Below are 24,569 nucleotides of genomic sequence, written 5' to 3' on the forward strand. Positions count from 1 at the left end.
AGGTGCGGCTCTCCTTCACCAATTTCGACCGTAATGGCATCGCGGGCGATCGCGGTACGGCCAATTTGGTCATCCTCGACAACTCATCGGTTGAACCGCCGCCGGGCGGAGTGCCTATCTACAACTTCACGGCTCAGCGCTACCGAATTCGGGAAGGCGATAGCCGCCGGCGCATCAGTGAGGTGGAAATCCGGCGTACGGGCAACCTTGACATTGGTTCAGCCGTTTCGGTGAACATCCGAGGTGTGACTCGCAATCCCGCCACGCCGGGGCAGGATCTCTTGGCAGGGCCGATTCGAGTGCGCTTTAGACCAGGAGAAGAAATCAAACGGGTGCCGATCGCGATCTTGGGCGATCGCACCTTTGAACCCCATGAAGTAGCGCGTCTAACCCTATCTAACTTCAATCAAGGTGGGCGAGGTGGGCCACAGCGCTGGACGCGGTTGGTGATTGTAAACGATGATCCACGGCCGCCGGTTGGCCCCCGTTGCCCCCTGGGCGATCGCCTCGTGGGAGACGATCAAGACAACGTGTTGCGCGGGGGGGCTGCTCGCGATACGCTCATTGGCCGTGGCGGCGACGATCGCCTCGTGGGCGGTGCCTGTAACGATCGCTTAATCGGCGGCTCAGGCGACGATATCTTAGACGGTGGTGGCGGCAACGATGTCTTGATTGGCGGGCCGGGCAACGATACCCTCATCGGCGGTACAGGCAAAAACACCTTTATCTTTGAAGATGTTCTTCATGGGGTAGATGTCATTCAGGACTTCAAGCCCGGTCACGATCGGATTGATCTGCGCAGGCTAGGCATCCGCTACCGCGACCTGACCATTGGCCCTTCGATTGGCCTGGGGTTAAATCGCTCGACGGTGATTAGTGTCAACGGAAATAACCTGGCCGTGTTGAGAGGCATTGACCGTAGCGAGATATCTGCTCGTCGCGATTTCCTCCTTTGACGGCACGGCTTCCAGTAGAACGGTCGAGCGCTCCGGCGGTCTGCCCCTTTGAGCCATAAAAAACGAGCATGGGTGATATACCCGTGCTCGTTTTTAAATGTCAGTCAGTCTAGTCGCACACCTAGGAAGCGATCGCCCTAGGTTTAGCCATTATCCCGGAAGGACGATAGCCATTGACGCATTTGCTCGGCAGCAATATCGCGGCCACCTAGACCAAAGGCGATGGCAATAGCCACAGCGATCGCGCCTAGGAGTAAACCGAAGGCTAAGTTGACGATATTGGTGGCAATGCCCATCTGCTGAAGTGCCATAGCCGACACCAGCACAATGATGGAAATTCGTGCCGTTTGACCCACAATCCGAGATTGACGGCCACCAGAGCTGACGATCAAACTGAAGGCAATGTTCGCAAGGTATAGACCAACGCCGAACACCGCAATGCCCACTAAGACTTGCCCGGAGACGGTGAGGATACCCTGCACCAACACAGTCAGTTGTTGGAACTGGAGCACCTCCGTAGCAGCCACAGCACCAATGAGCAGAATGCCAATCAACACCAGCAGACCCACAATTTCAGAGGGCGTGCGGTATGGAATGGTTTCTTCTTGGAGCATTGTTGGTGTTTCTCCAGGCGCAGGAGCTGCACCGGGGACATCCGATGGCGGAGTAGAGAGGGATCTGGGTAGGCCCAGCCAGGTTAAGACATTGTTGAACCCAACCCCTGCCAAAAGACTGGAGGCGAGATCGGCGACAAATCGACCGATCACATAAAACACCACCATAATGATGGCGGCAGTGAAAATCTTCGGCATGGCCGCCAAGATTTGATCCAGCATGGCCACGGCTGGGTCAGAAATAGCGCTGATTTCTAAGGCCCGCAAGGCGGCAACTGCCGTAGGGATCAACACTAAAACATAGGTGACGGTGCCGACCAAGCTAGAGAGAGACAGCGTTCCGGCTGCTTCCGTCAAGCCCATACGGGTACCCAGGCGATCGATCCCCGTGGCGCTGAGAAGATTGGTGACAATGCCGCGCACGATGCGGGCAATCAGCCAACCCACAGCCCCAATAATGACAGCGGTCAAAATCTTGGGCAGGGCAGACAGGATTTGATCCAGAAGATTTTGGACTGGGGCGAGGGGCCCTTGCAGATCCAAAACATCTAGAACGAGGGGTAGGAAAAATAGGAAAACAAACCAGTACAGCGCATTGGCCAACGTTTCGTTGAGCACAATCGGTGATTCACTGACTTCTGTTCCCGTTTGTTCGGCAAGCTGATCATCGAGACGAAATCGCTGCAGGCCGCGGAGGACAAACAAGCGGACGATCGTTGCCAACAGCCATGCAACTCCTAGTAGAATGGCAGCGCCGCCAATCTTAGGCAGATAGCTGAAGATCTGATCTAGGAAATTATTCAGCGGCTGAGACACGACATCTAGTCTCAGCGCCTGCAAAAAGGCCACGATGACGAAGGCCATCACAATCCAGTAGATCGCGGTTGAGATCCACTTTTCTGTGGGTAGCTTGGTGCCATCGGGGCGATCGCCCATGACCCAGCCCGCAATGCGGTTATCGATATCGGTACGGCCTAGGATGCCGCGAGTAGCAGCGGCAATGGCAGTGGCAATAATCCACCCCACCACCAAAATAGCGATCGCACCCATGAGGCTAGGTAGGAAGCCCCCAAGCTGCGATCCAAGGGTTTCAAGGAATCCATTCATAATGCTTAACTAAAGACTCTCCAACGCACTTCTAAAATACTGGCTCTCACCCTGACCAACCCATACAACCGACATGAAGTACAGAAGGCGAGTGAGCGAATAATAACGAATCGCTGAAGATTTAGGCCTAGCCGGTCTAGCAACTTTATGAACGGCAAGCTAGACCAGACATCTAGTCTGGGAACGGGCGAGGAACTCAGGATCCTAGTTGGCTAGTAGACGCGATGGCTCAACGTCATGCCAGCTCTTGGCGATCGCACCAATGATGTGATTGCCATCTTGAAAAAGGTCGAAACTCTTGGTGCTAGCTTTTAGGATAGATCTAGGCAAAGACACTAAATCTTCACGGGTAATTTATACCCTGTCTTCGGGGAATTATCTACCCTACATCGGTAGATTCCTGACTTGGGTGAGGATGACCAGCATCTCAAGGGTAATTAGGCATAATGTCGTTGGACATGGCAGAGCAGTATCAAATTTTTGAACAGAGTATCGATATCCAGGCGAGCGCTACGTCCGTGGAGCAATGCTTTACAGACCTAGGGCTCATGCACCGCTGGCTCAACCCTGCCCTGCGCTGCGAGCCGGTGGGCGATTGGCGAACAGAGGTCGGCAGTCGCAGCCGTTTTGTCATTCAAGTTCCCTTGCTGATGCCTGCTCTACAGAGCGTGGTGGTGGAGCGGGAGCCAGGGCTTGTGGTGTGGCAGTTTGAGGGATTTTTCAAGGGACGCGATCGCTGGGAATGCTGTCCCAGTGAGGTGGGCACCCGTTTGCTGAATCGGTTTGAGTTTGTGATCCCCAATGGTTTAGTCCGCTATGGATTCAACACCTTCGCGGCGGATTGGACGAAAGCGGACATGAAAGCCCAATTGCGGCGGTTGAAGCGGGTGGCGGAGGAGGTTTACCAACAGACGGCACGCTAGGGATCAACTCCCTTCGCCCTCGGGGGAGGGGTTGGGGGTGAGGGTCATAAAGTTTGTCTATTAACCAGACCAGTATTCTCTGGGATGAACGATCTAGGACAAACGCTGCTCAACCCTCAATCCTGACTAAAAAGGCGGTTCCTCGTCCGGCATCTGCCATTCAGCTCCAGCCTCTGCCGCGCGACGGCTCGGGGCATCGATGGCAGTATCTGTGGCATAGGGATCGGGGACAAGCTCAAGCTGGGCCGGCCGGGCCTTCGACTGCATATGTCGTCGCTTGGAAACCCCTTCCTCCGCTGTTTCTTCCGCAATCACCTCGTAGAGAATAGCGTGTTTCTGTCCATCACTGCGGCGCAAAATCCGCCCGAGCCGCTGAATATATTCTCGACTCGAACCCGTGCCCGAGAGCAGGATGGCGATGCTAGCCTCCGGCACATCCACGCCTTCGTTGAGCACATGGGACGCGACCAAGATGCGGTACTGCCCCTCTCGAAAGCGCTGCAAACTATCGTGGCGTTCTTTGACTGGGGTTTGATGGGTGAGGGCGGGGATCAAGAAGTCTTGGGAAATGCGATAGACGGTGGCGTTGTCATTGGTGAAAATCAGGGTCTGAGCTGGATAGTGCTGCGCTAGCAAATCGTTGAGCACCCGCAATTTCCCTTCCGTGCCTAGGGCGATCGCTTTCGATTCTCGATGGGCCAGCATAGCTCGTCGGCCAGCTTTGGAACGAGCGCTAGCTTGAACAAACCGCTGCCAGCCCTGGAGGCTGCCAAGCCAAATATTTTCCTGTTGTAAAAATTTATTGCGGCGCTGAATCAACTGATCATAGCGATCGCGTTCCTGGGCAGACAGGGCTACTTTAATCTGCACCACCTCATGGTGGGATAGGGAGTGCCCGGCCAGATCATCGGGGGTACGCAGGTAGACGACGGGCCCGAGCAGATCGTCTAAATCCGTATGGCGGCCATCGCTGCGATCGGGGGTAGCCGTCAGGCCTAATCGATAGGGAGCGATCGCATATTCGGCGATCACTCGGTTAAAGTCGCTGGGCAGATGATGGCATTCATCGCAGATCAACAGACCGTATTGATTGCCCAACCGTTCTGCATGGATCGCGGCGCTGTCGTAGGTGGACACCAAAATAGGAGAGCGATCGCGGGAACCACCGCCGAGTAGACCCACCTCCACATCGGGAAAGGCTGCCGTCAGGTGGGCATACCACTGATGCATCAAATCTAGGGTGGGTACGGTGATCAAGGTGCTGCGCGGCGTGGCCTGCATGGCCAGTTGGGCCAGGTAGGTTTTGCCGGCGGCGGTGGGTAGAACGACAACTCCCCGCCGTCCCTGGCTCATCCAGGCTTGGAGCGCTTCCTGCTGATGGGGATAGGGCGTAAGGCTGACGGCAGGCGTGAGATCAAGGCGATCGAATCCACGGGCGCGATCGTCAATGGTGGCTCCATCGGCCTGCAGGGTTTCGATGAGGGGACGATAGTGCAGCGCTGGAATGCGAAACCGCTCGATGCGATCATCCCAAACGGCGTGATCGACCCAGGCTTTGCCTCGGGGCGGCGGGTGAAGAATGAGCGTACCGCGATCGAAGGTGAGGGTGGGGGTGCGCGCCATGGTGCCTAACAGAAACCTTGAACTATTGGAACTCTAGCGCGCTCTGGCCTGCGTCGGTTAGTTAGAGCTATCGTCCTGTAAGTGGGCATTCTCCTGTAACGCATCGTCTCATGAGGGTTTGACGCATTACGTCTACGCCCAACGCATCCCACTGGGACTGAGCCTGTCGATGGCGATCGCCCTATGAGAATCCCCTCGATGACCTAGCTTTAGACATCAAGGGGATTGAGGTTGTTCAGGTAAACCGCTAGGCCAGGCAGATTGTGACTCTGATGCTTTTCTACATAAGGAGGCTAGGAGATGCCCATAGGAATCACCGCTGCGTCCAATCGTGCCTGTCCTGAGTGACCTGAGTGATCTATAACTGATTGATCTTTATCAGAAGAGGCGATCGCTTAGATATTGACTTCGCTAAGTTCACGGGTCATGTGGTCGAAGGGTTGGTCTACGAACGCCGTATTTTCAATCCCCGCATCAGCCAACATCTCTTTCACCATGGCTTTCATGATTTGAATACCCATGACGGTAGGGCCGATGGGCACGCTCAGCGAGTTGTAGGTTTCGCGCAGCCCTTGCAAGACCCGCTCATCTAATACATCCGTGTTGCCAGCCACTAAAGCATAGGTGGCATAGCGCAGGTAGTAGTCCATATCCCGCAGGCAAGCGGCATAGCGACGGGTGGTATAAGCATTGCCGCCTGGGCGGATCAGCTCAGGAACCTGCTCAAAGAGAGTAGACCCAGCGCGCTTGACCACGTTGGATGAATTGGCGTTAATAATGGCTGCTGCCTGAACTCGGGACACCCCAGACTCAAAGTAGGACTTTAGGGTATCGAGAGCATCGCGGTCAAAGTATCGGCCAGTGACGTCGTAGTTTTGAATTAGGCTCGTGACTGCGTCCCGCATGAAGTTTGTCTCCCAACAATTCCTAACAAATGTTTACTATAGGTCGCGGCGCTCTCACAAAACTGAGGAACACCTCTAAGGGGGCAATGGAGCCAATCTAGACAGCCTAGCCCCTCATGACATAGCGATCGCTCCCCTAAGGCTGCCGTCTCGCTCACAATAAGGAATGAATTTCAGACATAAGTGTATCATGCGAGGTTGGCTGTAATCGGGATTCAGCCTAGCCTTCAGCCCTTGAGGATTGTTAAGTTTTGTATGGACTGGGTCAATAGCGGCAGCCGATTGTCCAGCGAGTTGCTGCTATCGGGGCAGTTGACGCCGATTGAGCCCAGACAGGAGTCGGCACGATTCTGAGACCGAGGGGCGATCACGAGGCCATGAATCTTTAGGGTGAACCTTAAGAATTCCACAGAATTCCACCCCAAATTATCAGCCGACATCGAGGTTTTGTAGTACTTGATACAAAACGTGGTCAACCCAATTTCTAGGATGATTCAGGTATAAAAGCATCTTCCCTGGCCTAATCCCCATAGCTCTCTCAATGAACGTGCTTGAGAAAGCCTCTTTGAAGGGACGGTCAGAGGGGCGATCGCTCCTCAACGGCATCTGTTAATTTGGTTCACTGGGCGATCGCCAAGTCTAGGCGAATCTTCAACTGGGTGGTGGTCTAGCCCTCCGTGACCGAGTTCCCAATCCGCTAGTTTGTTGTCCCTCACACGTTGTTTGTTCTGCAACCGCAGCCTGGAAACTAAGGAGTAATTCATGACCAAAACTGCACAAGATGTCTTGAACATGCTCGGCCCTGACAAGATCAAGATGGTCGATCTGAAGTTCATTGACATGCCAGGGATCTGGCAACATCTCACGCTGTACTATGACCAGATTGATGAAAGCAGCTTTGTAGATGGTGTGCCATTTGATGGGTCGAGTATCCGGGGCTGGAAGGCAATCAACGAGTCGGACATGATGATGGTGCCCGACCCAGATTCTGCCTGGGTAGATCCCTTCATGGCAGAGCCTACCCTAAGCTTGATCTGCACCATCAAAGAGCCCCGCACCGGCGAACTCTACGAGCGCTGCCCCAGAGCGATCGCCTACAAGGCGGTTGATTACCTAAAATCTACTGGGCTAGGCGACACCGCCTACTTTGGCCCTGAAGCTGAGTTCTTCGTGTTTGAAGATGTGCGCTTCGACCAAACCGAAAACTCCAGCTACTACTACGTAGACAGCGTGGAAGGACGTTGGAACTCCGGCAAGGAAGAGCCCGGCGGCAACCTGGGCTACAAGCCTCGCTACAAAGAAGGCTACTTCCCCGTAGCTCCCACCGACACCCTGCAGGACATTCGTACCGAAATGCTGCTGACCATGGCAGACTGCGGTGTCCCCATTGAAAAGCACCACCACGAAGTGGCAACCGGTGGTCAGTGTGAACTAGGGTTCCGCTTTGCTGAGTTGATCCAAGCCGCCGACTACTTGATGACCTACAAGTACTGCATCAAGAATGTGGGTCGTAAGTATGGCAAGACGGTCACCTTCATGCCCAAGCCCTTGTTTAACGACAACGGTTCCGGGATGCACACCCACCAGTCGATCTGGAATGATGGGCAGCCGCTGTTTGCCGGTGACCAATACGCCGGGCTGAGCCAAATGGCCCTGTACTACATCGGCGGTATTCTCAAGCACGCTCCAGCGCTGCTAGCCTTCACCAACCCCACCACCAACTCCTACAAGCGCTTGGTGCCTGGTTTTGAAGCGCCAGTGAACCTGGCCTACTCCCAAGGCAACCGCTCGGCGTCCGTGCGGATTCCCCTGGCGGGTGATAGCCCCAAGGCTAAGCGTCTAGAGTTCCGCTGTCCCGATGCCACCTCCAACCCCTACCTGGCCTTTGCTGCCATGCTCTGTGCAGGGATTGACGGCATCAAGAACCAAATTGATCCTGGCGATCCGTTGGATGTGGACATCTACGACCTCAGCCCTGAAGAGCTAGCTAAGATTCCTTCCACCCCTGGCTCGCTGCTCGATGCCCTCAAGGCTCTGGAAGCGGATCACGAATTCCTCACCGTGGGTGGCGTCTTCACCGAAGACTTCATCACCAACTGGATTGAATACAAGCTCGACAACGACGTGAACCCGATGCGTCTCCGTCCCCACCCCTACGAGTTCGCGCTCTACTACGACGTATAGACCAGACTCGTTAACGTCTAGGAAAATTCACGGGTTAGCATTGACATCGGGGAGGGTTCAGGACGGTCTGAGCCATCCCCGATTTTTTGATGCAGGTGTCTGGGTGCTGGGGGCAATCCTGTAAATTGTCTGAGGTTCGGGTCACATCTGGGCGATCGCCCCCTAGGATAGCCTATAGGTGTGGTGCCGTCCCCTGGGTGGGATGTGCCCAGCGATTGAACGCTCAAGTTTACGACCCGTTGCCCTGACGAGTCTCGACCCTGTTGCTAGAACGACGCTTAGGCAAGGCTCATCGTTCAGTTGCGCGCAACATTCGCATCGTGCCGCTGCCCAGAGAGTTATAAAGACGTTTGCCTTGGATATGCTTTTATGGTGACTCATTTCCCCCATTCTTCCGCCTCGGCTGAGGTGAACGCTGATACCCATCCCGATCCGCTGCGCGTGGCGATGGGTGTGTATGTGACGGTTCATGGTCACTTTTATCAGCCGCCTCGGGAAAATCCCTACCTAGATGCAATTGAGCGCCAGCCCAGCGCCGCACCCTTCCACGACTGGAATGAGCGCATCCATCATGAATGCTACCGCCCCAACGCCTTTGCGCGGATTTTGAACGACCAGGGCGAACTGGTGGGGCTGGTGAACAATTTTGAATACATCAGCTTCAACATTGGCCCCACGCTGATGAGCTGGCTAGAGCGCCATGATGTGGAAACCTACCAGCGCATTCTGGCTGCCGATCGCCAAAGCTGCGATCGCCTCCAGGGTCACGGTAACGCCATTGCCCAGGTGTATAACCACATCATTTTGCCCCTGGCCAACGAGCGGGATAAACATACGCAAATTCGCTGGGGCAAGGCAGATTTCTACTCTCGCTTTGGGCGTGACCCGGAGGGCATGTGGCTGGCGGAAACGGCCGTGGATGCTGATACGGTGAAGGCGTTGGTGGCGGAGGGCATTCGCTTCATTGTCCTAGCTCCCTCCCAGGCCCAGCGCTGTCGGCTGATTCCCCATGACAACGAAGCGGCCCATGCCGACTGGCGAGAAGTGGGCGGCAGTCAGATCGATCCCACCCAGCCCTATCGCTGCTTTGTGCCAGGGGGCGATCGCCAACGGGATTACCTCGATATCTTTTTCTACGACGGCCCCATCTCCCGCGATATGGGCTTTAACGAAGTCTTGAGCAGTTCCCAGCATTTTGCCGGTCGGATTGGTCAGGCCGTCCGGGGCGATCGCGCCTCCCAGCTCATTTCCGCCGCCACCGATGGTGAAACCTTCGGGCACCATAAAGCTGGACGCGAAAAAGCCGTGGCCTATGCCGTGGCGGTGGAGTTTCCCCGTCGAGGCTGGACGGTGACCAACTATGCCCATTACCTGAGCATTTGTCCGCCCACCTGGGAAGTAGAACTCAAGCCGGTGACGGCCTGGAGCTGTTCCCATGGGATCGATCGCTGGCAGGATGACTGCGGCTGTGGTGGTGGTGGCCTGTGGCACCAAAAATGGCGGCGACCGCTGCGGGATTCCCTCGATTGGTTGCGCGATCGCCTCGTGACCATCTACGAAGAAGTGGGTGCTCAGCTTTTTGGCGATCCCTGGAGCGCTCGGGATAACTACATTCAGGTAATTCGCGATCGCACCCCCGAAAACATCGCCGAATTTTTTGCCGCACACCAAGACCATCCCCTCACCGAAGCCGAACGGGTAGACGCCCTGCGCTTGCTGGAAATGCAGCGCCATTCCCTATTGATGTACACCAGTTGCGGCTGGTTTTTTGAAGAAATTTCCCGCCCTGAGGGCGTCCAGATTCTTCGCTATGCCGCCCGCGCCATTGAGCTAGCGGCGGATGTCACCGGCATTCAGCTTGAGCCAGAATTTTTGCGGCGTTTGTCGGCGGCTCCCAGCAATGTGGAGACTTACCAGGATGGAGCAGACCTGTACCATCAGTTGGTGGTGTCGTCCCAGATTACCCACAACCAGGTGGCAGCCCACTATGCCATTAGCTCCCTGTTCACCGCCTATGCCAAGCAACAGCGCATCTATTGCTATACCGCCCATCAGGTGGATTACCAACTGCAGCGGATTGGCGCGCTGACCTTAGCGGTGGGGCAAGTGGTGCTGACCTCAGATATCACCCAGGAACGCGCTGACCTGATGCTGGCGGTGCTGCATTTGGGCGGTTGGGACTTCCATTGCTGCATCCAAACCTTTCCCGGACGACGGCTCTATAGCCAGATGAAGCAGGATATTTTCGACTCCCTGCAGCAGGCCAGCGCCGCCCATGTGATTCTAGCCATGAGCCGGGCCTTTGGCGATCAGTCCTACAGCTTACAAACCCTCTTCGCAGAAGAACGCCATCGGATCATGCGGCTGCTGACCCAGGAAACCCTGACCCGATTGGATCAGCTCTATACCCAGGTCTACCGCGATAACTATGGCGTCCTGATGGCCTTCCAGCGAGATGAGCTGGATCCACCCCAAGAGCTAAAAGTGGCGGCGGAAATTGCCATCACCCATCGGGCTATGGGCGCGGTGCGATCGCTAGAGCGAGATACGGGCGACTTCTCCCATCTCAACCTGCAGCAATGCCTCGGCTACGTAGCAGATTTGGACGCGATCGCCACCGAGGCCAACTCCTTCCGCTGCGATCTACGCCTTCCCCAGGCCAAGCAGGTGATTGAACAACTGGTGATCCGCACCCTTTGGCATCTGTTCCATAGCGCCGAGGCGGATGTGGCAGACGAGATGATTCCTTGGCTAGAGCACCTGATTCAAGTGGGCGATCGCCTCCATCTAGGCCTATCCCTAGATCGGGCCCAGGAGCTATACCTGAAGAGCTTTAACACCCAACTCTTGCCCCAACTCAAGCAATGGCGACAGGCCGGTCTAGAGCCGCCCCATCCCCTGCCAGCTTGGTCATTGGCCCACATTGGCCGCCTGTTGGAGCTGGGGAGAACCCTGGCCATTGACGTCCCCTTTTGGCTAGAGCATATTGACCAACTGGAGAGCATCGCCTTTCAGGATCATGTGGAGGTAGAACAGCTATCCCAAGGACGGATAGTGGATCCTGAGGTGGGTTAGGAGACATAATGCGTCAGAAACGTTGGTTGGCCCTGCTGCTGGTGCTGGGCGTCGTCCTTGGTATCTTGGGTGGCCATCGGCTTTTGGATGATCGGCTGATAGCCCAGGATTCTATGGCGGAGCACGTGAGCGCAGTCCCAAGCCTAGCGCTAAGGCATGTTGATCCTGAGCGGCTCATGGCGGATGTTGCTGCCCTGTCCTTTCCTCGGGTAGAAGAGGGCGATCGCCTGCAAGCCCTCGATTATCTAGAGCAGTCGCTCACGGAATCAGGATGGCAGACCCAGCGGTTGCCCTTTGCCGAGGGTGTCAACCTAGTGGCCCATCTCGGTTCATCCTCACCAGGGAGCGATCGCTTGCTCTTGGGGGCCCACTACGACACGGTTGCCCAGTCTCCCGGCGCAGATGACAATGCCAGTGCGTTAGCCGTTGTCCTAGAAGTGGCTCGCTTGCTGAGTACGGGAAACATTCAGACCGAGCGATCGCTGACCCTGGCTATTTTTGATCAAGAAGAAACGGGATTGCTGGGCAGCCGCGCCTTGGCTGCGGATACAGACCAGCTCCAAAAACTCCAAGGCGCGATCATCTTGGATATGGTCGGCTATGCTTGCCATCGTCCCGGCTGCCAAACCTATCCTGGTCAATTACCCCTGAACCCGGTGAGCGATCGCGGCGACTTTCTCGCGGTGATTGGCGATCGCCCCCATCCAGACCTAGTGCAGGCCTTTGCCCCCGCAGACAGCGATCGCACCCCGCCTATTCTCAGCCTGCTGGTGCCAGCGGAGAGTACCCTGCTGCCCGACGTAGCCCGCAGTGACCATGCCGCTTTTTGGGAACAGGGCATCGGCGCAGTTTTGGTGACCGACACCGCCAACTTTCGCAATCCCCACTATCACCAGGTTAGCGATCGCCCCGAAACCCTAGATCGCGACTTTTTCACCGCATCGGCCCAGCGAGTTTGGGACGCGATCGCCACCTTGATGACGGCGACAAGTACGACAGATGAACCCCTGTAGGTAACCCTAGAGCGATCGTGGGAACAGTGGCAATTGTCAGCGATCGCCATGGACTATGGGACAAAAACCTGCAAGTCTGGGATCTGGCCTGAAGGTGGATTTCCTATAATTAAACTAGCGTCGTGTCTCCAACATGATCCGTTAGGTTCATGGAGAGGCACACCGTCAATCAAATCGTTATGCAAATGCTGTTATGGTAGCTCGGTTGGGATCATTGACTAAACCGTTGATGCTCCTAGGCTGCTTCACATCCTGAGTCAGCTTGGCTCTATCAACGTCACCTGTTGAACACAAACCCCATCTAAAGCCATTCTATTGAGATTGACTTAGCTCTAGCGTTTATTCAAAGCATCGGTGGTTGTTTGAACCCACGGCACGCTTAGGTTTCACAGACGGCCTTCGTCTAAGATGCTGGCGGCGATCGCTCGTGATCGGCGAAAACCAATCGCACGACCAAGCCACGTTAGGGATTGACGTAGGGTTGACGTAGGTCTCCCTATGACAGCAGTCCATGGAGCATGGGACATCGGTGATGATCAACGGGCGCGATCGCCCAGAAGCCAGGCTTGCTCAAGGATTTGCCCCGTTTGCTATCCCCTGTTCAACGCCTGAGTCCATGACATCAGATTAAGTCCACTTATTACGTTTGACCTTTATGGCTAGTCTTACAAACCGTCTTTCTATCTTTGTAGACGGGAACAATATGTTCTATGCCCAGCAAAAAAATGGCTGGTTCTTTGACCCCAAACGGGTTCTAGAGTATTTTACTAATCCTTCCGATGTGCGCCTGATCAATGCCTTTTGGTATACCGGGCTCAAGGATGCCCAAGACCAGCGGGGCTTTCGGGATGCGTTGATTAGCCTAGGCTATACGGTGCGCACCAAGATCCTGAAAGAATATTATGACGATACCTCGGGGCGCTATTCCCAAAAGGCCAATCTTGATATTGAGATCGTCGTGGATATGTTCAACACGGTGGATCAGTACGATTGCGTCATTTTGTTTAGCGGTGATGGCGATTTTGAGCGGGCGATTGAACTGCTGCGCTCCAAGAATACCCACATCACGGTGGTGTCTACAGAAGGCATGATTGCTCGGGAACTGCGCAACGCCACCGATCGCTATATTGACCTCAATGACATCCGCCCCCAAATTGAGAAGGTAGACGGTTAACCCATCGCTGGCATCCTATCAACAGCCCCTCATCTCCAACCCCTGACGCCTAGCATGGGAGAAGGGGAGCCCTATCTCCATCCCTCTACCTTGTGGGCAGAAGCATGGAGGTGAGACAGGTGAGGGGCCTAGCCTCTTAGGCTCTCGACCTTGGAATACCTCGATCGGAAACTGAAGGCTTAGAATAGGTTGTAGTTGGTCTATCAACTTGCGGTAGACCATGTTAATCAAGGCATGTCCGTCTACCGTGAAAGGTCTAACGACCACCTATGATCAGCGGAGAAGAGCCTTGATCGTTCGCAACATAATGTCCATGACTGCTATTGTCCAAGTTTTGAATACTTAGTGAATCACCCATGAACACCCAGTCTCAGCCCGACCGCATTATCATTTTCGATACGACGCTTCGCGATGGTGAACAATCACCCGGTGCAACGCTGAACGTCGAAGAAAAGCTAGCGATCGCTCGGCAACTGGCACGACTGGGTGTAGACGTGATTGAAGCCGGATTTCCCTTTGCTAGCCCTGGCGACTTTGAAGCGGTGCAGAAAATTGCCCAGCAGGTGGGCACGGAGGATGGCCCGACGATCTGCGGACTAGCCCGCGCCACCCGGCAAGATATCCAGGCGGCGGCCGATGCCGTCAGTCCGGCAGCCAAGCCCCGGATTCACACTTTCATCGCCACGTCGGATATTCACTTGGAATATAAGCTGCGCAAGACCCGCGCCGAGGTGTTGGCGATCGCTGAAGAGATGGTGGGCTTCGCCAAGTCCTTTGTAGACGATGTGGAATTTTCGCCGGAAGATGCCGGTCGCTCTGATCCCGAATTTTTGTATCAAGTGTTGGAACGGGCGATCGCCGCTGGAGCCACCACCATTAATATCCCCGACACCGTCGGCTATACAACGCCTAGCGAATTTGGGGCGATCATTCGCGGCATCACCGAACATGTGCCCAACATTGACCAAGCGATTATTTCCGTCCATGGTCACAATGACTTGGGCTTAGCGGTAGCCAACTTCCTGGAAGCCGTGAAGAATGGCGCTCGCCAGCTTGAATGCACCATCAACGGCATTGGCGAACGGGCCGGCAATGCGGCACTGGAAGAATTGGTGATGGCGCTGCACGTGCGTCGTCAGTACTTCAATCCTTTCTTGGGTCGCCCCGCCGAATCGGAAGCACCCCTCACCAACATCGACACCCGGCAGATCTACAAGACCTCCCGCATGGTCTCCAACTTGACGGGCATGTTTGTGCAGCCCAACAAAGCGATCGTGGGTGCCAATGCCTTTGCCCATGAGTCTGGTATTCACCAAGATGGCGTCCTCAAGCATAAGCTCACCTACGAAATCATGGATGCCCAGTCCATTGGGCTCACCGATAACCAAATTGTCTTGGGCAAGCATTCCGGACGCAATGCCTTCCGCACCCGCCTCAAGGAGCTAGGCTTTGAGTTGGGCGATCAGGAACTCAATCGCGCCTTTCTCCGCTTTAAAGAGTTGGCGGACAAGAAGAAAGAGATCACCGATTGGGATCTGGAAGCGATCGTCAACGATGAAATTCAACATACCCCGGCGCGCTACCAGCTTGAGCACCTGCAGGTGTCCTGCGGCGATCATTCTAAACCCACGGCAACGGTCACCCTATTGACCCCCGATGGTCAAGAACTCACCGATGCGGCGATTGGTACAGGGCCCGTGGATGCGGTCTATCGCGCCATCAACCGGGTCATTGACCTGCCCAATGAGCTGATTGAGTTCTCCGTGCAGTCGGTGACCGCAGGCATTGATGCCATTGGGGAAGTGACGGTGCGAGTGCGCCATGAGGATCGGATTTTCTCCGGGCACTCCGCCAACACCGATATTGTGGTGGCCTCCGCCCATGCCTACGTAAATGCCCTGAACCGCCTGTCTTTTGTGCTGGAACAGGGGCGATCGCTCCATCCCCAGCATCCCGTGACCGCAGCGGTTGCCCAAGCCTAGGGATTGCTCTAAGCTGAGTACGCAAGCAGATCCTGACCCCACCCGGGGTCTGCTTGCGCTGTTTTCTATCCTGATGAAGGTAGCTTGATCACGGCAGAAAACCGTTCTGTCCCCGGCTGTGCTTAGCGCTTATTCTTTAATCAGAAAAAATACTGAAGCTTTTGAGAGTACGTAGTATTCAGCACTTGAATTTATGCGGGTAATACTGAGCGATCGCCTCCTATTAATACATAAGGATGATGTCCCACAGTTCAAAAAAGGGGGATCAACCGTCCGCAATACTTTCTTTTGGGCGCTCCGCTCCATTGCCGGCACTGCACCCCGCGATCGCGATTGGGAGTTTGAGGCAGAGGTCTGGATAGCCCTAAGTCGCCTGCTGATCAGCTTTAGCGAGTCTGGGTATTTGCCGCTGTCGGAAACCATGCTGGAATTTGATGATGAGGTTGACATTCCAGATATTTTACGTGGTGCTTCAATTCGCCGCTGATAGGCTCGGTTTTATGAAGCATAAGTGAAGTTCTCACCCAAATTCACTAAAGGTTAAAAAAAAGACTTAACCCAGAGAATTGAAGTTGATATGGTGAAGAAGTCAGGCACGATTTCTGCGTCGCCCCCATCCTTGCGCAGAATGATAGGTTGAACAGCTCAACTAAGATGTCGTGCAGAAGACGCTCTGAACTCACCATCCATCTTCATTAACGAGCTGAATATAAAAATTTAACAGGCTGTTGATAGACCAAGAGACATGATTGCCATGAGGTCATGCTTTAACTCCCAGGCTATGTAGCCGAGGGCATGACAGGATAGCTGGCAATCCGATCAAGAAGAGCCTTCTATATATTCAAGCTAAGCATTACGCTCTAAGCGAAAAAACACTGAGATACCGACTGCATTCAGGAGACACCATGAAGTTCACAGCATTTCTACCATCTTTGTTGGCTGCGAGTAGTGTAGCGATCGCCACAGCTCTACCCGCCACGGCTGCCACCCTAGTGACCGGCTCAACCGATATCTATCAGTTTGAAAATACGCTGCCAACAGGAGATAGCAATCTCTCCGGTGATTCCTTTGCAGATGCATTTCGCTTTCGAGTCACATCATCCTCGGAAGGCACTGTGCTCTTCCGGTTCTTAGTCGCTCCACCCAGCAGCGCAAACTACTTTGTCAGCCAGATTTACTTCAACTACTTCAACCCAGACGCCACATCGCCCCTCCTTTCTGACCCTGTGATTGGCGTCAACAACGTTGGAGTTGTCAATTTCCAAGCAACCTCCGGCAACTTGTCTCAGGGTGACGATCCAGGCGTTGGTTTCCTGGCTGAAAACACCTTCTTCAGCGCAGGCGTCAACACCAGCAACACAGTTAACCGATTAAGTGGCGGAGAGACCCTAGGCATTCGTTTTACGGGAGATTTGGCAGCAGTGTTGGTCGCCCTTGAGTCCAACACTCTGAGAATTGGTTTAGATGTGCAAGGCTTTCCTGATGGCAGTGATTCGTTTGTGAGTGGTTCATCGCCAGTCGTCGAAGAACCACCAGTTGTCGAAGAGCCACCCGTGGTTGAAGAACCGCCAGTTGTCGAAGAGCCACCCGTGGTTGAAGAGCCACCCGTCGTCGAAGAGCCGCCAGTCGTCGAAGAACCGCCAGTCGTCGAAGAACCACCCATCGTTGAAGAACCACCCGTGGTTGAAGAGCCGCCGGTCGTTGAAGAACCCGTGGTCGAAGAACCGCCGGTCATCGAGGAGCCCGTAGTCGAAGAGCCGCCGGTTGTTGAAGAACCCGTGGTCGAAGAACCGCCGGTCGTTGAAGAACCCGTAGTCGAAGAACCACCCGTCGTTGAAGAACCCGTCGTTGAAGAGCCGCCCGTGGTTGAAGACCCCGTGGTCAGCCAACCTCCTATTGAAGAAGTGCCTGAACCCATGACCCTTTTGGGTACGGGGCTAGCGATTGGCTTCGGAGCATGGTTCAAGCGTCGCCAACGTAACGCCTAGATTCGGTTGAAGGTAGGGTTTGGACAGAGACGATCCAAACCCTGACACCAAGGGGCACCATGCATCATTTTTCTGGGATATCTCAAAAATCTATCCAGCAGCCTGAGTTTTGGCTCATGGGCTTATCAGGCTGCCTTGCGGCTATTTTGCTCACGCTGACATGGCGAGTGGATGAATCCGATCATGTCGGCATGATGCTGTTGTTTTACATGGCGATCGCTTCTCTCATCCAAGATCGCTGTGGGCAACTCTGCCTGAAGTCCAACCTAGGCGCTACCTTGTTGGGGGGTGGGCTTGTAGGCTGGATGTTGGCCTACAGCCTTTCCATGCCTGAGCAGTTCAATCATTTTGTGCGTGTTGCGCCCTTTATCGCTGGAGTCGGGTTAGCGTTGCTGGCGGCTGGATTTTCTGGTCTACGGCAGTTTTGGCGAGAGTTAACCATCCTCTTCTTTCTGGGCATTCCGAGAGTTCTCATCGCTTCAGCCGTCGATATTTCTCCCCTGACCGCTAAGTTTTCGGCATTCCTGCTCTGGTATACCGGCTTTGACGTCACTCGTGATACCGTATTTGTGCGCTTGCCGGGAGGTGCCGTTCAAGTTTACGAAGGTTGTTCTGGCTTAGAAGCGATGACCTATCTGTTGGGCTTGGCGGTAGTGTTTATGATGATGTTTCCACTATCTCGACCGAAGAAAATTTTGACGCCCATCGTAGCAATCGCCCTGGGTTTTGTCGTCAACGCGATTCGGGTGGCGCTGATGGCCGTTTTGGCCGCCGCCAACAACAAACCAGCCTTTGACTATTGGCATGAAGGCACCGGCTCGCTGATCTTTGCGATCGCGTCTGTAATCCTATTTGGCGCATTCTGTTTACTGCTGCTGCGTCGTGAACGTCCAGATACATCTCTTCCCACACAGTTTTGATGTCTATGCGGGTGCTGCGATCACTAAGAACCGTTGGACTCGTGCTGTTGTGCGGTAGTGCCGTGGTGGTTCTTGGGCGGGTGATGCTGGCTCCAGCGTCTCAGTATGTGCCGGCTACGTCCTATGAGTTTCCAGATGTAGTTCCTGGATCTGATGGATCAGGATCTGATGGACATTGGCAGGCCACAGCCTCTAGCGCAACTCTGCCGGATGTAGATTTCTTAATGGCTGCTGCCCAGTATGACTATCGCCAGGGCGATCGCTCTCTCAAGGCAGACGCTTGGTATTTAACCTCAACGGATGGGGATGTGGCCACGCTCCTAGCCGCCCATTCGCCCCAGCTTGCCGATCTCACGCTGCAGCCCTATCAGGATGGGGACAATGTATATGCGATCGCCCAGGATCCTTCCCAAGATAGGCTGTACCTCACGGCCTGTATTGCCGTCAATGGCGACAGTACCGTCACGGCTGAGCAGTTTCAAGACACACGCCGCCTCAGTCGCCTGTCTGCTGTGCAAATCCTAGAATGGTTGATGGGACAACGACGCATCGAAGACTATCGCTGTCTGTGGACTTTGTTGTCCATCCCAACATCGCCAACCACCCAACCCCAGGATCAGGCTATGCTTCAAGCAGCCTGGCAGTCATGGCACAGGTGGTGGGCTGTCCACTATCCAGTGCGGTAGCCTAGAGCTTGTCTAGGATGGGCTTATACTTAATCGTTTATCTTTTTCCCTTCAACAATTCAACGATCTATGGCAAATTCTAGTGATGATTTACCTCAAATTATTGAGGGAATGCGGCAGTTTAACCTGAGTATCTCCAAGTCCATTGCGCCGTTTCGCTGGGTGGGCTATGGTCTGCTAGTCCTAGCGTTTCTGAGCTGGGTTGCATTTCTCACACCCCTAAACTTGATGAACCCAACCTGGGAATTTCAGGCGATCGGGGGATTGGTGGAGCGAGTTCCCGTTCTGTTGCTAGCCTTCTTGCTGATCTTCTTTGGCGAGATGAGTTTTCGTAAACCCTGGGAACGTCCGATCATCCATACCTTGTCCTGGCTATGCCTGGTCTTGGGTCTGCTATTTTTCCTGATGATGCCCCTGGGTATTGTGAACACATTTCGCATCAATCAGCAAAATGCTGTCACGGCGACAACGGAATACAATCGCCAGCTTGAGGAAGCAGCTAATCTTGAGGCAGAGTTAGACCGGGCTAGCACCGCAGATATTTTGGCATTTCTGGAATCCCAAGGGGCAGAAGTTAATCTAGATAATCCAGATCAGGTGAAAGACCTTCTGCGGGATGAGATTAATGCTGGACGCGCTAGCCTAACGGAAGACTATAACGAATTGCGGGCTAACCAAAGGCTATCTCTCTTTAAAAATTCTGTGCAGTGGAACCTGGGAGCCTTACTTTCAGGAGTCTTACTCGTTTATATCTGGCGATCGACAGCTTGGGCCCGAGGTAAGCATGAGGGTAGCTAGCATGAGCCTTACCCTTGGTCTAACGCACGCTTAATCTGGTAGTGGAGAAATACCTCGTCAGCGATCGCTTCAACGGATAACAGGGCCAACCTAGGAGCGATCGCTTGGGCATAGCCGCTGCCGTCTAAGGGTGTGGGGGCACAACGGCCGCCCAGCAAGAGGGGACAAACGGTTAACCAAAGATCATCGACAAGGTCGGCGGCGAGGAGAGATGAGACGAGCTGTCCGCCGCCACCTACCACAAGTTTCTGAATACCCTGGGCGCTGATTAAGGCGATCGCTTGCCGAAGATCCAAGGGGGTGGCCGGATCAGGACTGGCGACGAAGAGCTGCTCAAACTCAGGGCGATCGCGCCACTGATCCGCTGCTGGCTCGCTAGTCAACAGCCAGCGCTTTACCGACTGGGAGAAGAAGCGATCGCTAGGGTTCAACTGTCCCGATGCCGAACAGACAATCTGCACCGGTTGAGACGGCTGCCCCCGCTCCTGCCGCTGGGCCAACAGATGGGGCTGTTTGACGAGCAAGGTGGTGCCGTAGGAACGCAGGGTGCCTGCACCGATCAGAACGGCATCAGCCTCAGCCCAGCGGGTTTCCAAATGAAGGCGATCGCGCTCCGAGCCAAAGCGGGCAGGCGATCGCTGGTCATCGGCAATTTTTCCGTCGGCACTCATGGCTAGGACGACGGTGACTTGCAGCCTAGACAATTCCTAGACCACCTCGGAGGACTTCTTCGGAGCGGGCTGAGCCTGCGGCTGGAACTGGAAGAGGGAGTAGACCACATTCCGACGAATGGAGGTCATCATCTCTAGGAACAGCTCGTAGCCCTCGCTCTTATATTCAATCAACGGATCTTTTTGCCCGTAGCCGCGTAGACCCACCGACTCTCGCAGGGCATCCATTTGCTGCAAATGCTCCCGCCAGAGGGTATCAATTTGCTGCAGGATGAAAAAGCGCTCCGCTTGGCGCATCAGACCCGGCTGAATTTGATCCACCTGGGCTTCCTTCATGTCGTAGGCGATGCGCACCTGTTCATGCAGGAAGGTTTTCATCTCACCCATGGATAGATCGTCAATCTGCTCCGGCTCCAAATCCGCCAACAGATAGACAAACTCTTTGGACTTGTTCACCAAGCTTTGCAGATCCCACTCTTCCGGCGGCAAATCCGGGTTGATGTAGGCATCGACAATGTCATCCATGGTGCGCTCGGCGTATTTAATCACCTGTTCCTTCAGGTCTTGCCCTTCTAGCACCCGTCGCCGCTCGGCGTAGATGGCCCGCCGCTGGTTGTTCATCACTTCGTCATATTCAAAGACCTGCTTCCGGATGTCGTAGTAGTAGGTCTCAACCTTTTTCTGGGCTCCTTCCAGCGATCGCGTCAACATCCCCGACTCAATGGGCATATCTTCTTCAACCCGGAAGGCATTCATCAACACGGCAACGCGATCGCCCCCGAAAATCCGCAGCAGGTTATCTTGCAAACTGAGGAAAAACTTGGTGGAACCAGGGTCACCCTGCCGTCCAGCCCGACCGCGCAACTGGTTATCAATCCGGCGCGACTCGTGGCGCTCGGTGCCAATCACGTGCAGACCGCCGAGGTTGATCACCTCATCATGTTCTGCATGGGTGAAGCGCTCATACTCTAGGCGCACGAGATTGCAGGCGTCCCGCATCTTCAGCAGCACCGCATCGTCTGTGGGCGCTTTTTCGGCCGCCGTGGCGATGATGTCTTCCGCCTTGAGTTCAGAGAGCGATCGCTCGCCGTAGGTGGCCACGGCAAAATCCACAGCCTCTCGCAGGGTCGCTTCTGCTTCCTGGGAAAGATCCGTGGGGAAAATTTGGGGCGACGCCTTCCAGGTCTTGGCCTTCTTGCCTGGCGTAAAGCCCTGACCCTTGCCCCGACCGCCGGCCATCACCTTGGTCACCGAAACCGAGTCTTCATTCTCAGGCTGAACAATCCGGGGCATGAAATATTCCCGCACCTTCAGACGAGACATGTAGTCCGCGTTCCCACCCAGGATGATGTCTGTTCCGCGCCCCGCCATGTTGGTGGCGATGGTGACGGTGCCCTTACGTCCAGCCTGGGCCACAATTTCTGATTCCCGCTCGACGTTCTCCGGCTTCGCATTCAGCAGACTATGGGGAACGCTTTGCTCAGACAGCAGCTTGGATAGAACCTCCGATTTTTCCACGCTGGTGGTTCCCACCAACACCGGCCGTCCTTGCTCGTGCATCTCCGCACATTCCAGGGCGATCGCCTGCCACTTAGCCTCTTCGGTTTTGTAGACCACATCCGACAGATCTTGGCGGCGCGTGGGACGATTGGTGGGAATAATCGTCACTTCTAGGTTGTAGATTTTTTCAAATTCAGCCTCTTCCGTCTTCGCTGTGCCGGTCATGCCCGCCAGCTTGGGATAGAGCAGGAAGAAATTTTGGTAGGTAATGGTGGCTAGGGTTTGGGTTTCTGGCTGAATTTCTACCCCTTCCTTGGCTTCGATGGCTTGGTGTAGACCATCGCTCCAGCGCCGTCCCGGCATCACCCGTCCGGTAAACTCATCCACGATCACGATTTCGCCATCGCGGACGATGTAGTTCACATCTTTGGTGAACAGTTCATTGGCCTTAATGGCATTGAAAATATAGTGGGCCCAAGGGTTGTCTGGATCAAAGAGATCCTTCACCTCCAGCATATTTTCCGCTTCAATAAAGCCCTCGTCTGACAGAAGGACGTTGCGCGCCTTCTCATCAACCTCGTAGTACCATTCGGTGCGTTCTTGGGCACTTTGAGACTCGCGGAAATATTGGGCAGCCTGATCGCGATCGCCCTCACTTTGCAACTGCTCTGCTTGGGCCTTCTTCTGTTCTGTTTCCCGGAGAGCAGCCTGCTTAGAGCGCCAAAAATGACTGGCCACCTCGGCAGCCTTGATGTATTTTTCGCTGGGGCGTTCCACCTGCCCAGAAATAATCAGCGGCGTGCGGGCTTCGTCAATCAGCACCGAATCTACTTCATCAATGATGCAATAGTTAAACGGCCGCTGCACCACGTCGGCCATGGCGGTGGCCATGTTGTCTCGTAGATAGTCAAACCCCAGTTCACTGTTGGTGCCGTAGGTGATATCGCAGGCGTAGTTCTGCTTCCGCTCCGTTGGGCTCATGCCCTGCTGAATCAGCCCCACGGAGAGACCTAGAAATCGGTGTACCTGCCCCATCCACTCCGCGTCCCGCCGAGCTAGGTAGTCGTTCACCGTGATCACGTGAACGCCTTTACCCTCCAGGGCATTCAGATAGGCCGGCAGGGTGGATACGAGGGTTTTGCCTTCCCCGGTCTTCATCTCAGCAATTTGCCCGTCATGCAGCACCATCCCACCAATGAGCTGCACGTCGAAGTGGCGCATACCCAACACGCGCCGCCCCGCTTCCCGCACAACGGCAAAGGCTTCTGGCAATAACGCATCAAGGGTCTCGCCCTTTTCAATCCGCTGCCGAAACTCGCCAGTTTTGGCCTTGAGATCGTCATCCGACAGAACTTGGATCTCTTCTTCTAGCAAATTGATGTCAACGACATCAGGCTGGTATTTTTTCAGCTTGCGTGCGTTGGGGTCGCCTAGCAGTTTCTTGAGCATGGTGGGGATGAGTATATAAAGACGGTCGGCAGGAGGATAGCAGTTTTTAATAACTGGATGGCTGGGGCGATCGCGGCCATGGTGACCTGACCTACAACAGAGGGGCGATCGCTGGGCTCAAAAATATCCATCAACGTAGTGCCTCGGCTGAAAACCGAAGTATCTTCATACTATCACTTGCCTTAGACGGCGGCAGTGCGGTTAACCCCGCCTCGCGATCATTGCCATTCGGCGGTGAGCTGGCGATAGTTATAGTCTTCAGCACCAATGTGGCAGGCGGTACAACTGTTGGCGGTGATGGGGGCGGAGAACTCCACCTGAGGGTGAAGGGCAGCAAAGTAGCGGGATGTATTCAGTCTATAGGGAACGGTTTCTCCATCGCGCAGGGGGCGAGAGAAGTCGCGCAGATAGTCCCAGATCTGGACGGTTTGGGTGGGCAACTGCTGGGGTAGAATCACGCCATAGTGCTGCGGATCCTGCAGAAGCTGCCGCCAGGTTTCATCGGGCATGACGGCGGGGGGCAGGGGTAGGTGGCAACCAGCACAGGTTTCCAGATAGCGCCGTTGCCCTAGGTGGTAGTCTTCCGGCACCGGATCGACGGTGCCAATACTGGGACGTTCGGGTAACGCAAGGGGAGCGGTCTGGGTATCGGACTGAGCGATCGCTTGCGGGCTAGAAGCCAGGGCAGGACGAGTTTGCGTCAGACCTAGACTCAGCAGGACGCTCAACAAACCCACAAGCATGACCACAATCAGGCGGGGCGATCGCCCCCGAGATGGCGAAGCGAAATCAAAACGGGCCATAGATAACAGACACTAGGAATCAACAGAGGAGCACCCCATGGGTCGCAAGATTCAGGACTTGTTGACCTAGGGTTGACAAGTCTCCCACTCCCACCACAGCATATCAGGCAAGACTCCCATCCGCCCATTGGGGGCATAGGCACTCTTTCGCAGGGGACGGGTTACTGTCGGGACGGTCTAGGGCCCAGGCTGGGTGTA

At 54.9% G+C, this 24,569-nt stretch carries 18 protein-coding genes; 12 read left to right on the forward strand and 6 right to left on the reverse strand.

The genetic code is table 11. From position 1 onward, the window contains the following. Positions 1 to 956 (forward strand): M10 family metallopeptidase C-terminal domain-containing protein (locus JUJ53_RS22345; protein ID WP_204154265.1); only part of this gene is annotated, 956 nt, incomplete at its 5' end. A gap of 143 nt (positions 957 to 1,099) precedes the next feature. Here the strand turns inward: JUJ53_RS22345 and JUJ53_RS22350 are convergent. Further along, positions 1,100 to 2,677, reverse strand: a complete 1,578-nt coding sequence (locus JUJ53_RS22350) for a mechanosensitive ion channel (protein WP_204154266.1) — start codon at positions 2,675 to 2,677, stop codon at positions 1,100 to 1,102. 458 nt (positions 2,678 to 3,135) lie between these two features. On the opposite strand from JUJ53_RS22350, the gene JUJ53_RS22355 reads away from it, so the two are divergent. Next, entirely contained in the window at positions 3,136 to 3,600 is a 465-nt protein-coding gene (locus tag JUJ53_RS22355; RefSeq protein ID WP_204154267.1) for an SRPBCC family protein, read from the forward strand. A 126-nt stretch (positions 3,601 to 3,726) separates the two neighbouring features. Here JUJ53_RS22355 and JUJ53_RS22360 read toward each other — a convergent pair whose 3' ends face one another. Together JUJ53_RS22360 and apcB are read right to left on the reverse strand one after the other, a co-directional pair. Next, the gene (locus JUJ53_RS22360) at positions 3,727 to 5,223 is read right to left on the reverse strand and encodes a DEAD/DEAH box helicase family protein (protein ID WP_204154268.1); all 1,497 of its coding nucleotides are present in this window, start codon (positions 5,221 to 5,223) and stop codon (positions 3,727 to 3,729) included. 395 nt (positions 5,224 to 5,618) lie between these two features. Further along, positions 5,619 to 6,128 carry an allophycocyanin subunit beta gene (gene apcB / locus JUJ53_RS22365; protein WP_204154269.1) on the reverse strand — a complete coding sequence of 170 codons (510 nt, stop codon included), beginning with the start codon at positions 6,126 to 6,128 and terminating at the stop codon, positions 5,619 to 5,621. Positions 6,129 to 6,890: 762 nt separating this feature from the next. Here apcB and glnA point away from each other — a divergent pair. The 10 genes from glnA to JUJ53_RS22415 all read left to right on the forward strand — a co-directional run bounded on the left by glnA (position 6,891) and on the right by JUJ53_RS22415 (position 19,948). Beyond that, entirely contained in the window at positions 6,891 to 8,312 is a 1,422-nt protein-coding gene (gene glnA / locus JUJ53_RS22370) for a type I glutamate--ammonia ligase (protein WP_204154270.1), read from the forward strand. 369 nt (positions 8,313 to 8,681) lie between these two features. Then, positions 8,682 to 11,387, forward strand: coding sequence for a DUF3536 domain-containing protein (locus tag JUJ53_RS22375; protein ID WP_204154271.1), 2,706 nt, complete (start codon positions 8,682 to 8,684; stop codon positions 11,385 to 11,387). An 8-nt stretch (positions 11,388 to 11,395) separates the two neighbouring features. Beyond that, positions 11,396 to 12,400 carry a M20/M25/M40 family metallo-hydrolase gene (locus tag JUJ53_RS22380; protein WP_204154272.1) on the forward strand — a complete coding sequence of 335 codons (1,005 nt, stop codon included), beginning with the start codon at positions 11,396 to 11,398 and terminating at the stop codon, positions 12,398 to 12,400. A gap of 655 nt (positions 12,401 to 13,055) precedes the next feature. After that, entirely contained in the window at positions 13,056 to 13,574 is a 519-nt protein-coding gene (locus tag JUJ53_RS22385) for an NYN domain-containing protein (RefSeq protein ID WP_204154273.1), read from the forward strand. A 356-nt stretch (positions 13,575 to 13,930) separates the two neighbouring features. Further along, positions 13,931 to 15,556, forward strand: a complete 1,626-nt coding sequence (locus tag JUJ53_RS22390) for a 2-isopropylmalate synthase (RefSeq protein ID WP_204154274.1) — start codon at positions 13,931 to 13,933, stop codon at positions 15,554 to 15,556. A gap of 193 nt (positions 15,557 to 15,749) precedes the next feature. Beyond that, positions 15,750 to 16,043: a hypothetical protein gene (locus tag JUJ53_RS22395; RefSeq protein WP_204154275.1), complete on the forward strand. Its 294-nt coding sequence runs from the start codon at positions 15,750 to 15,752 to the stop codon at positions 16,041 to 16,043. 418 nt (positions 16,044 to 16,461) lie between these two features. Beyond that, positions 16,462 to 17,544, forward strand: coding sequence for a PEP-CTERM sorting domain-containing protein (locus JUJ53_RS22400; protein ID WP_204154276.1), 1,083 nt, complete (start codon positions 16,462 to 16,464; stop codon positions 17,542 to 17,544). Positions 17,545 to 17,603: 59 nt separating this feature from the next. Beyond that, a complete protein-coding gene (gene crtA / locus JUJ53_RS22405; RefSeq protein WP_204154277.1) occupies positions 17,604 to 18,464 on the forward strand; it encodes a cyanoexosortase A in 861 nt (286 codons plus the stop codon). Further along, the gene (locus tag JUJ53_RS22410; RefSeq protein WP_204154278.1) at positions 18,464 to 19,150 is read left to right on the forward strand and encodes a cyanoexosortase A system-associated protein; all 687 of its coding nucleotides are present in this window, start codon (positions 18,464 to 18,466) and stop codon (positions 19,148 to 19,150) included. Before crtA ends, JUJ53_RS22410 begins: the two co-directional genes overlap by 1 nt. Before the next feature lie 69 nt (positions 19,151 to 19,219). Then, on the forward strand, positions 19,220 to 19,948 hold the full coding sequence (locus JUJ53_RS22415) for an HpsJ family protein (protein ID WP_204154279.1): 729 nt from the start codon (positions 19,220 to 19,222) through the stop codon (positions 19,946 to 19,948). Between the two features lie 8 nt (positions 19,949 to 19,956). Here JUJ53_RS22415 and JUJ53_RS22420 read toward each other — a convergent pair whose 3' ends face one another. The 3 genes from JUJ53_RS22420 to JUJ53_RS22430 all read right to left on the reverse strand — a co-directional run bounded on the left by JUJ53_RS22420 (position 19,957) and on the right by JUJ53_RS22430 (position 24,371). After that, complete coding sequence (locus JUJ53_RS22420; RefSeq protein ID WP_239125296.1) at positions 19,957 to 20,652, reverse strand: RibD family protein; 696 nt, start codon at positions 20,650 to 20,652, stop codon at positions 19,957 to 19,959. Between the two features lie 3 nt (positions 20,653 to 20,655). Beyond that, positions 20,656 to 23,568 (reverse strand): preprotein translocase subunit SecA, encoded by a 2,913-nt coding sequence (gene secA / locus JUJ53_RS22425; protein ID WP_204154280.1) that lies wholly within the window; start codon positions 23,566 to 23,568, stop codon positions 20,656 to 20,658. Between the two features lie 218 nt (positions 23,569 to 23,786). Then, positions 23,787 to 24,371 (reverse strand): diheme cytochrome c, encoded by a 585-nt coding sequence (locus JUJ53_RS22430; RefSeq protein WP_239125297.1) that lies wholly within the window; start codon positions 24,369 to 24,371, stop codon positions 23,787 to 23,789. Positions 24,372 to 24,569: the final 198 nt, after the last annotated feature.

The sequence above is a fragment of the Leptolyngbya sp. CCY15150 genome, from assembly GCF_016888135.1.
Classification (GTDB): domain Bacteria; phylum Cyanobacteriota; class Cyanobacteriia; order RECH01; family RECH01; genus RECH01.

Bases quoted from the DNA above. Each gene is read 5' to 3' on its own strand.
- JUJ53_RS22350 (WP_204154266.1), bottom strand. From the start codon at position 2,677: ATGAATGGATTCCTTGAAACCCTTGGATCGCAGCTTGGGGGCTTCCTA.
- JUJ53_RS22355 (WP_204154267.1), top strand. From the start codon at position 3,136: ATGGCAGAGCAGTATCAAATTTTTGAACAGAGTATCGATATCCAGGCG.
- JUJ53_RS22360 (WP_204154268.1), bottom strand. From the start codon at position 5,223: ATGGCGCGCACCCCCACCCTCACCTTCGATCGCGGTACGCTCATTCTT.
- apcB (WP_204154269.1), bottom strand. From the start codon at position 6,128: ATGCGGGACGCAGTCACGAGCCTAATTCAAAACTACGACGTCACTGGC.
- glnA (WP_204154270.1), top strand. From the start codon at position 6,891: ATGACCAAAACTGCACAAGATGTCTTGAACATGCTCGGCCCTGACAAG.
- JUJ53_RS22375 (WP_204154271.1), top strand. From the start codon at position 8,682: ATGGTGACTCATTTCCCCCATTCTTCCGCCTCGGCTGAGGTGAACGCT.
- JUJ53_RS22380 (WP_204154272.1), top strand. From the start codon at position 11,396: ATGCGTCAGAAACGTTGGTTGGCCCTGCTGCTGGTGCTGGGCGTCGTC.
- JUJ53_RS22385 (WP_204154273.1), top strand. From the start codon at position 13,056: ATGGCTAGTCTTACAAACCGTCTTTCTATCTTTGTAGACGGGAACAAT.
- JUJ53_RS22390 (WP_204154274.1), top strand. From the start codon at position 13,931: ATGAACACCCAGTCTCAGCCCGACCGCATTATCATTTTCGATACGACG.
- JUJ53_RS22395 (WP_204154275.1), top strand. From the start codon at position 15,750: ATGCGGGTAATACTGAGCGATCGCCTCCTATTAATACATAAGGATGAT.
- JUJ53_RS22400 (WP_204154276.1), top strand. From the start codon at position 16,462: ATGAAGTTCACAGCATTTCTACCATCTTTGTTGGCTGCGAGTAGTGTA.
- crtA (WP_204154277.1), top strand. From the start codon at position 17,604: ATGCATCATTTTTCTGGGATATCTCAAAAATCTATCCAGCAGCCTGAG.
- JUJ53_RS22410 (WP_204154278.1), top strand. From the start codon at position 18,464: ATGTCTATGCGGGTGCTGCGATCACTAAGAACCGTTGGACTCGTGCTG.
- JUJ53_RS22415 (WP_204154279.1), top strand. From the start codon at position 19,220: ATGGCAAATTCTAGTGATGATTTACCTCAAATTATTGAGGGAATGCGG.
- secA (WP_204154280.1), bottom strand. From the start codon at position 23,568: ATGCTCAAGAAACTGCTAGGCGACCCCAACGCACGCAAGCTGAAAAAA.
- JUJ53_RS22430 (WP_239125297.1), bottom strand. From the start codon at position 24,371: ATGGCCCGTTTTGATTTCGCTTCGCCATCTCGGGGGCGATCGCCCCGC.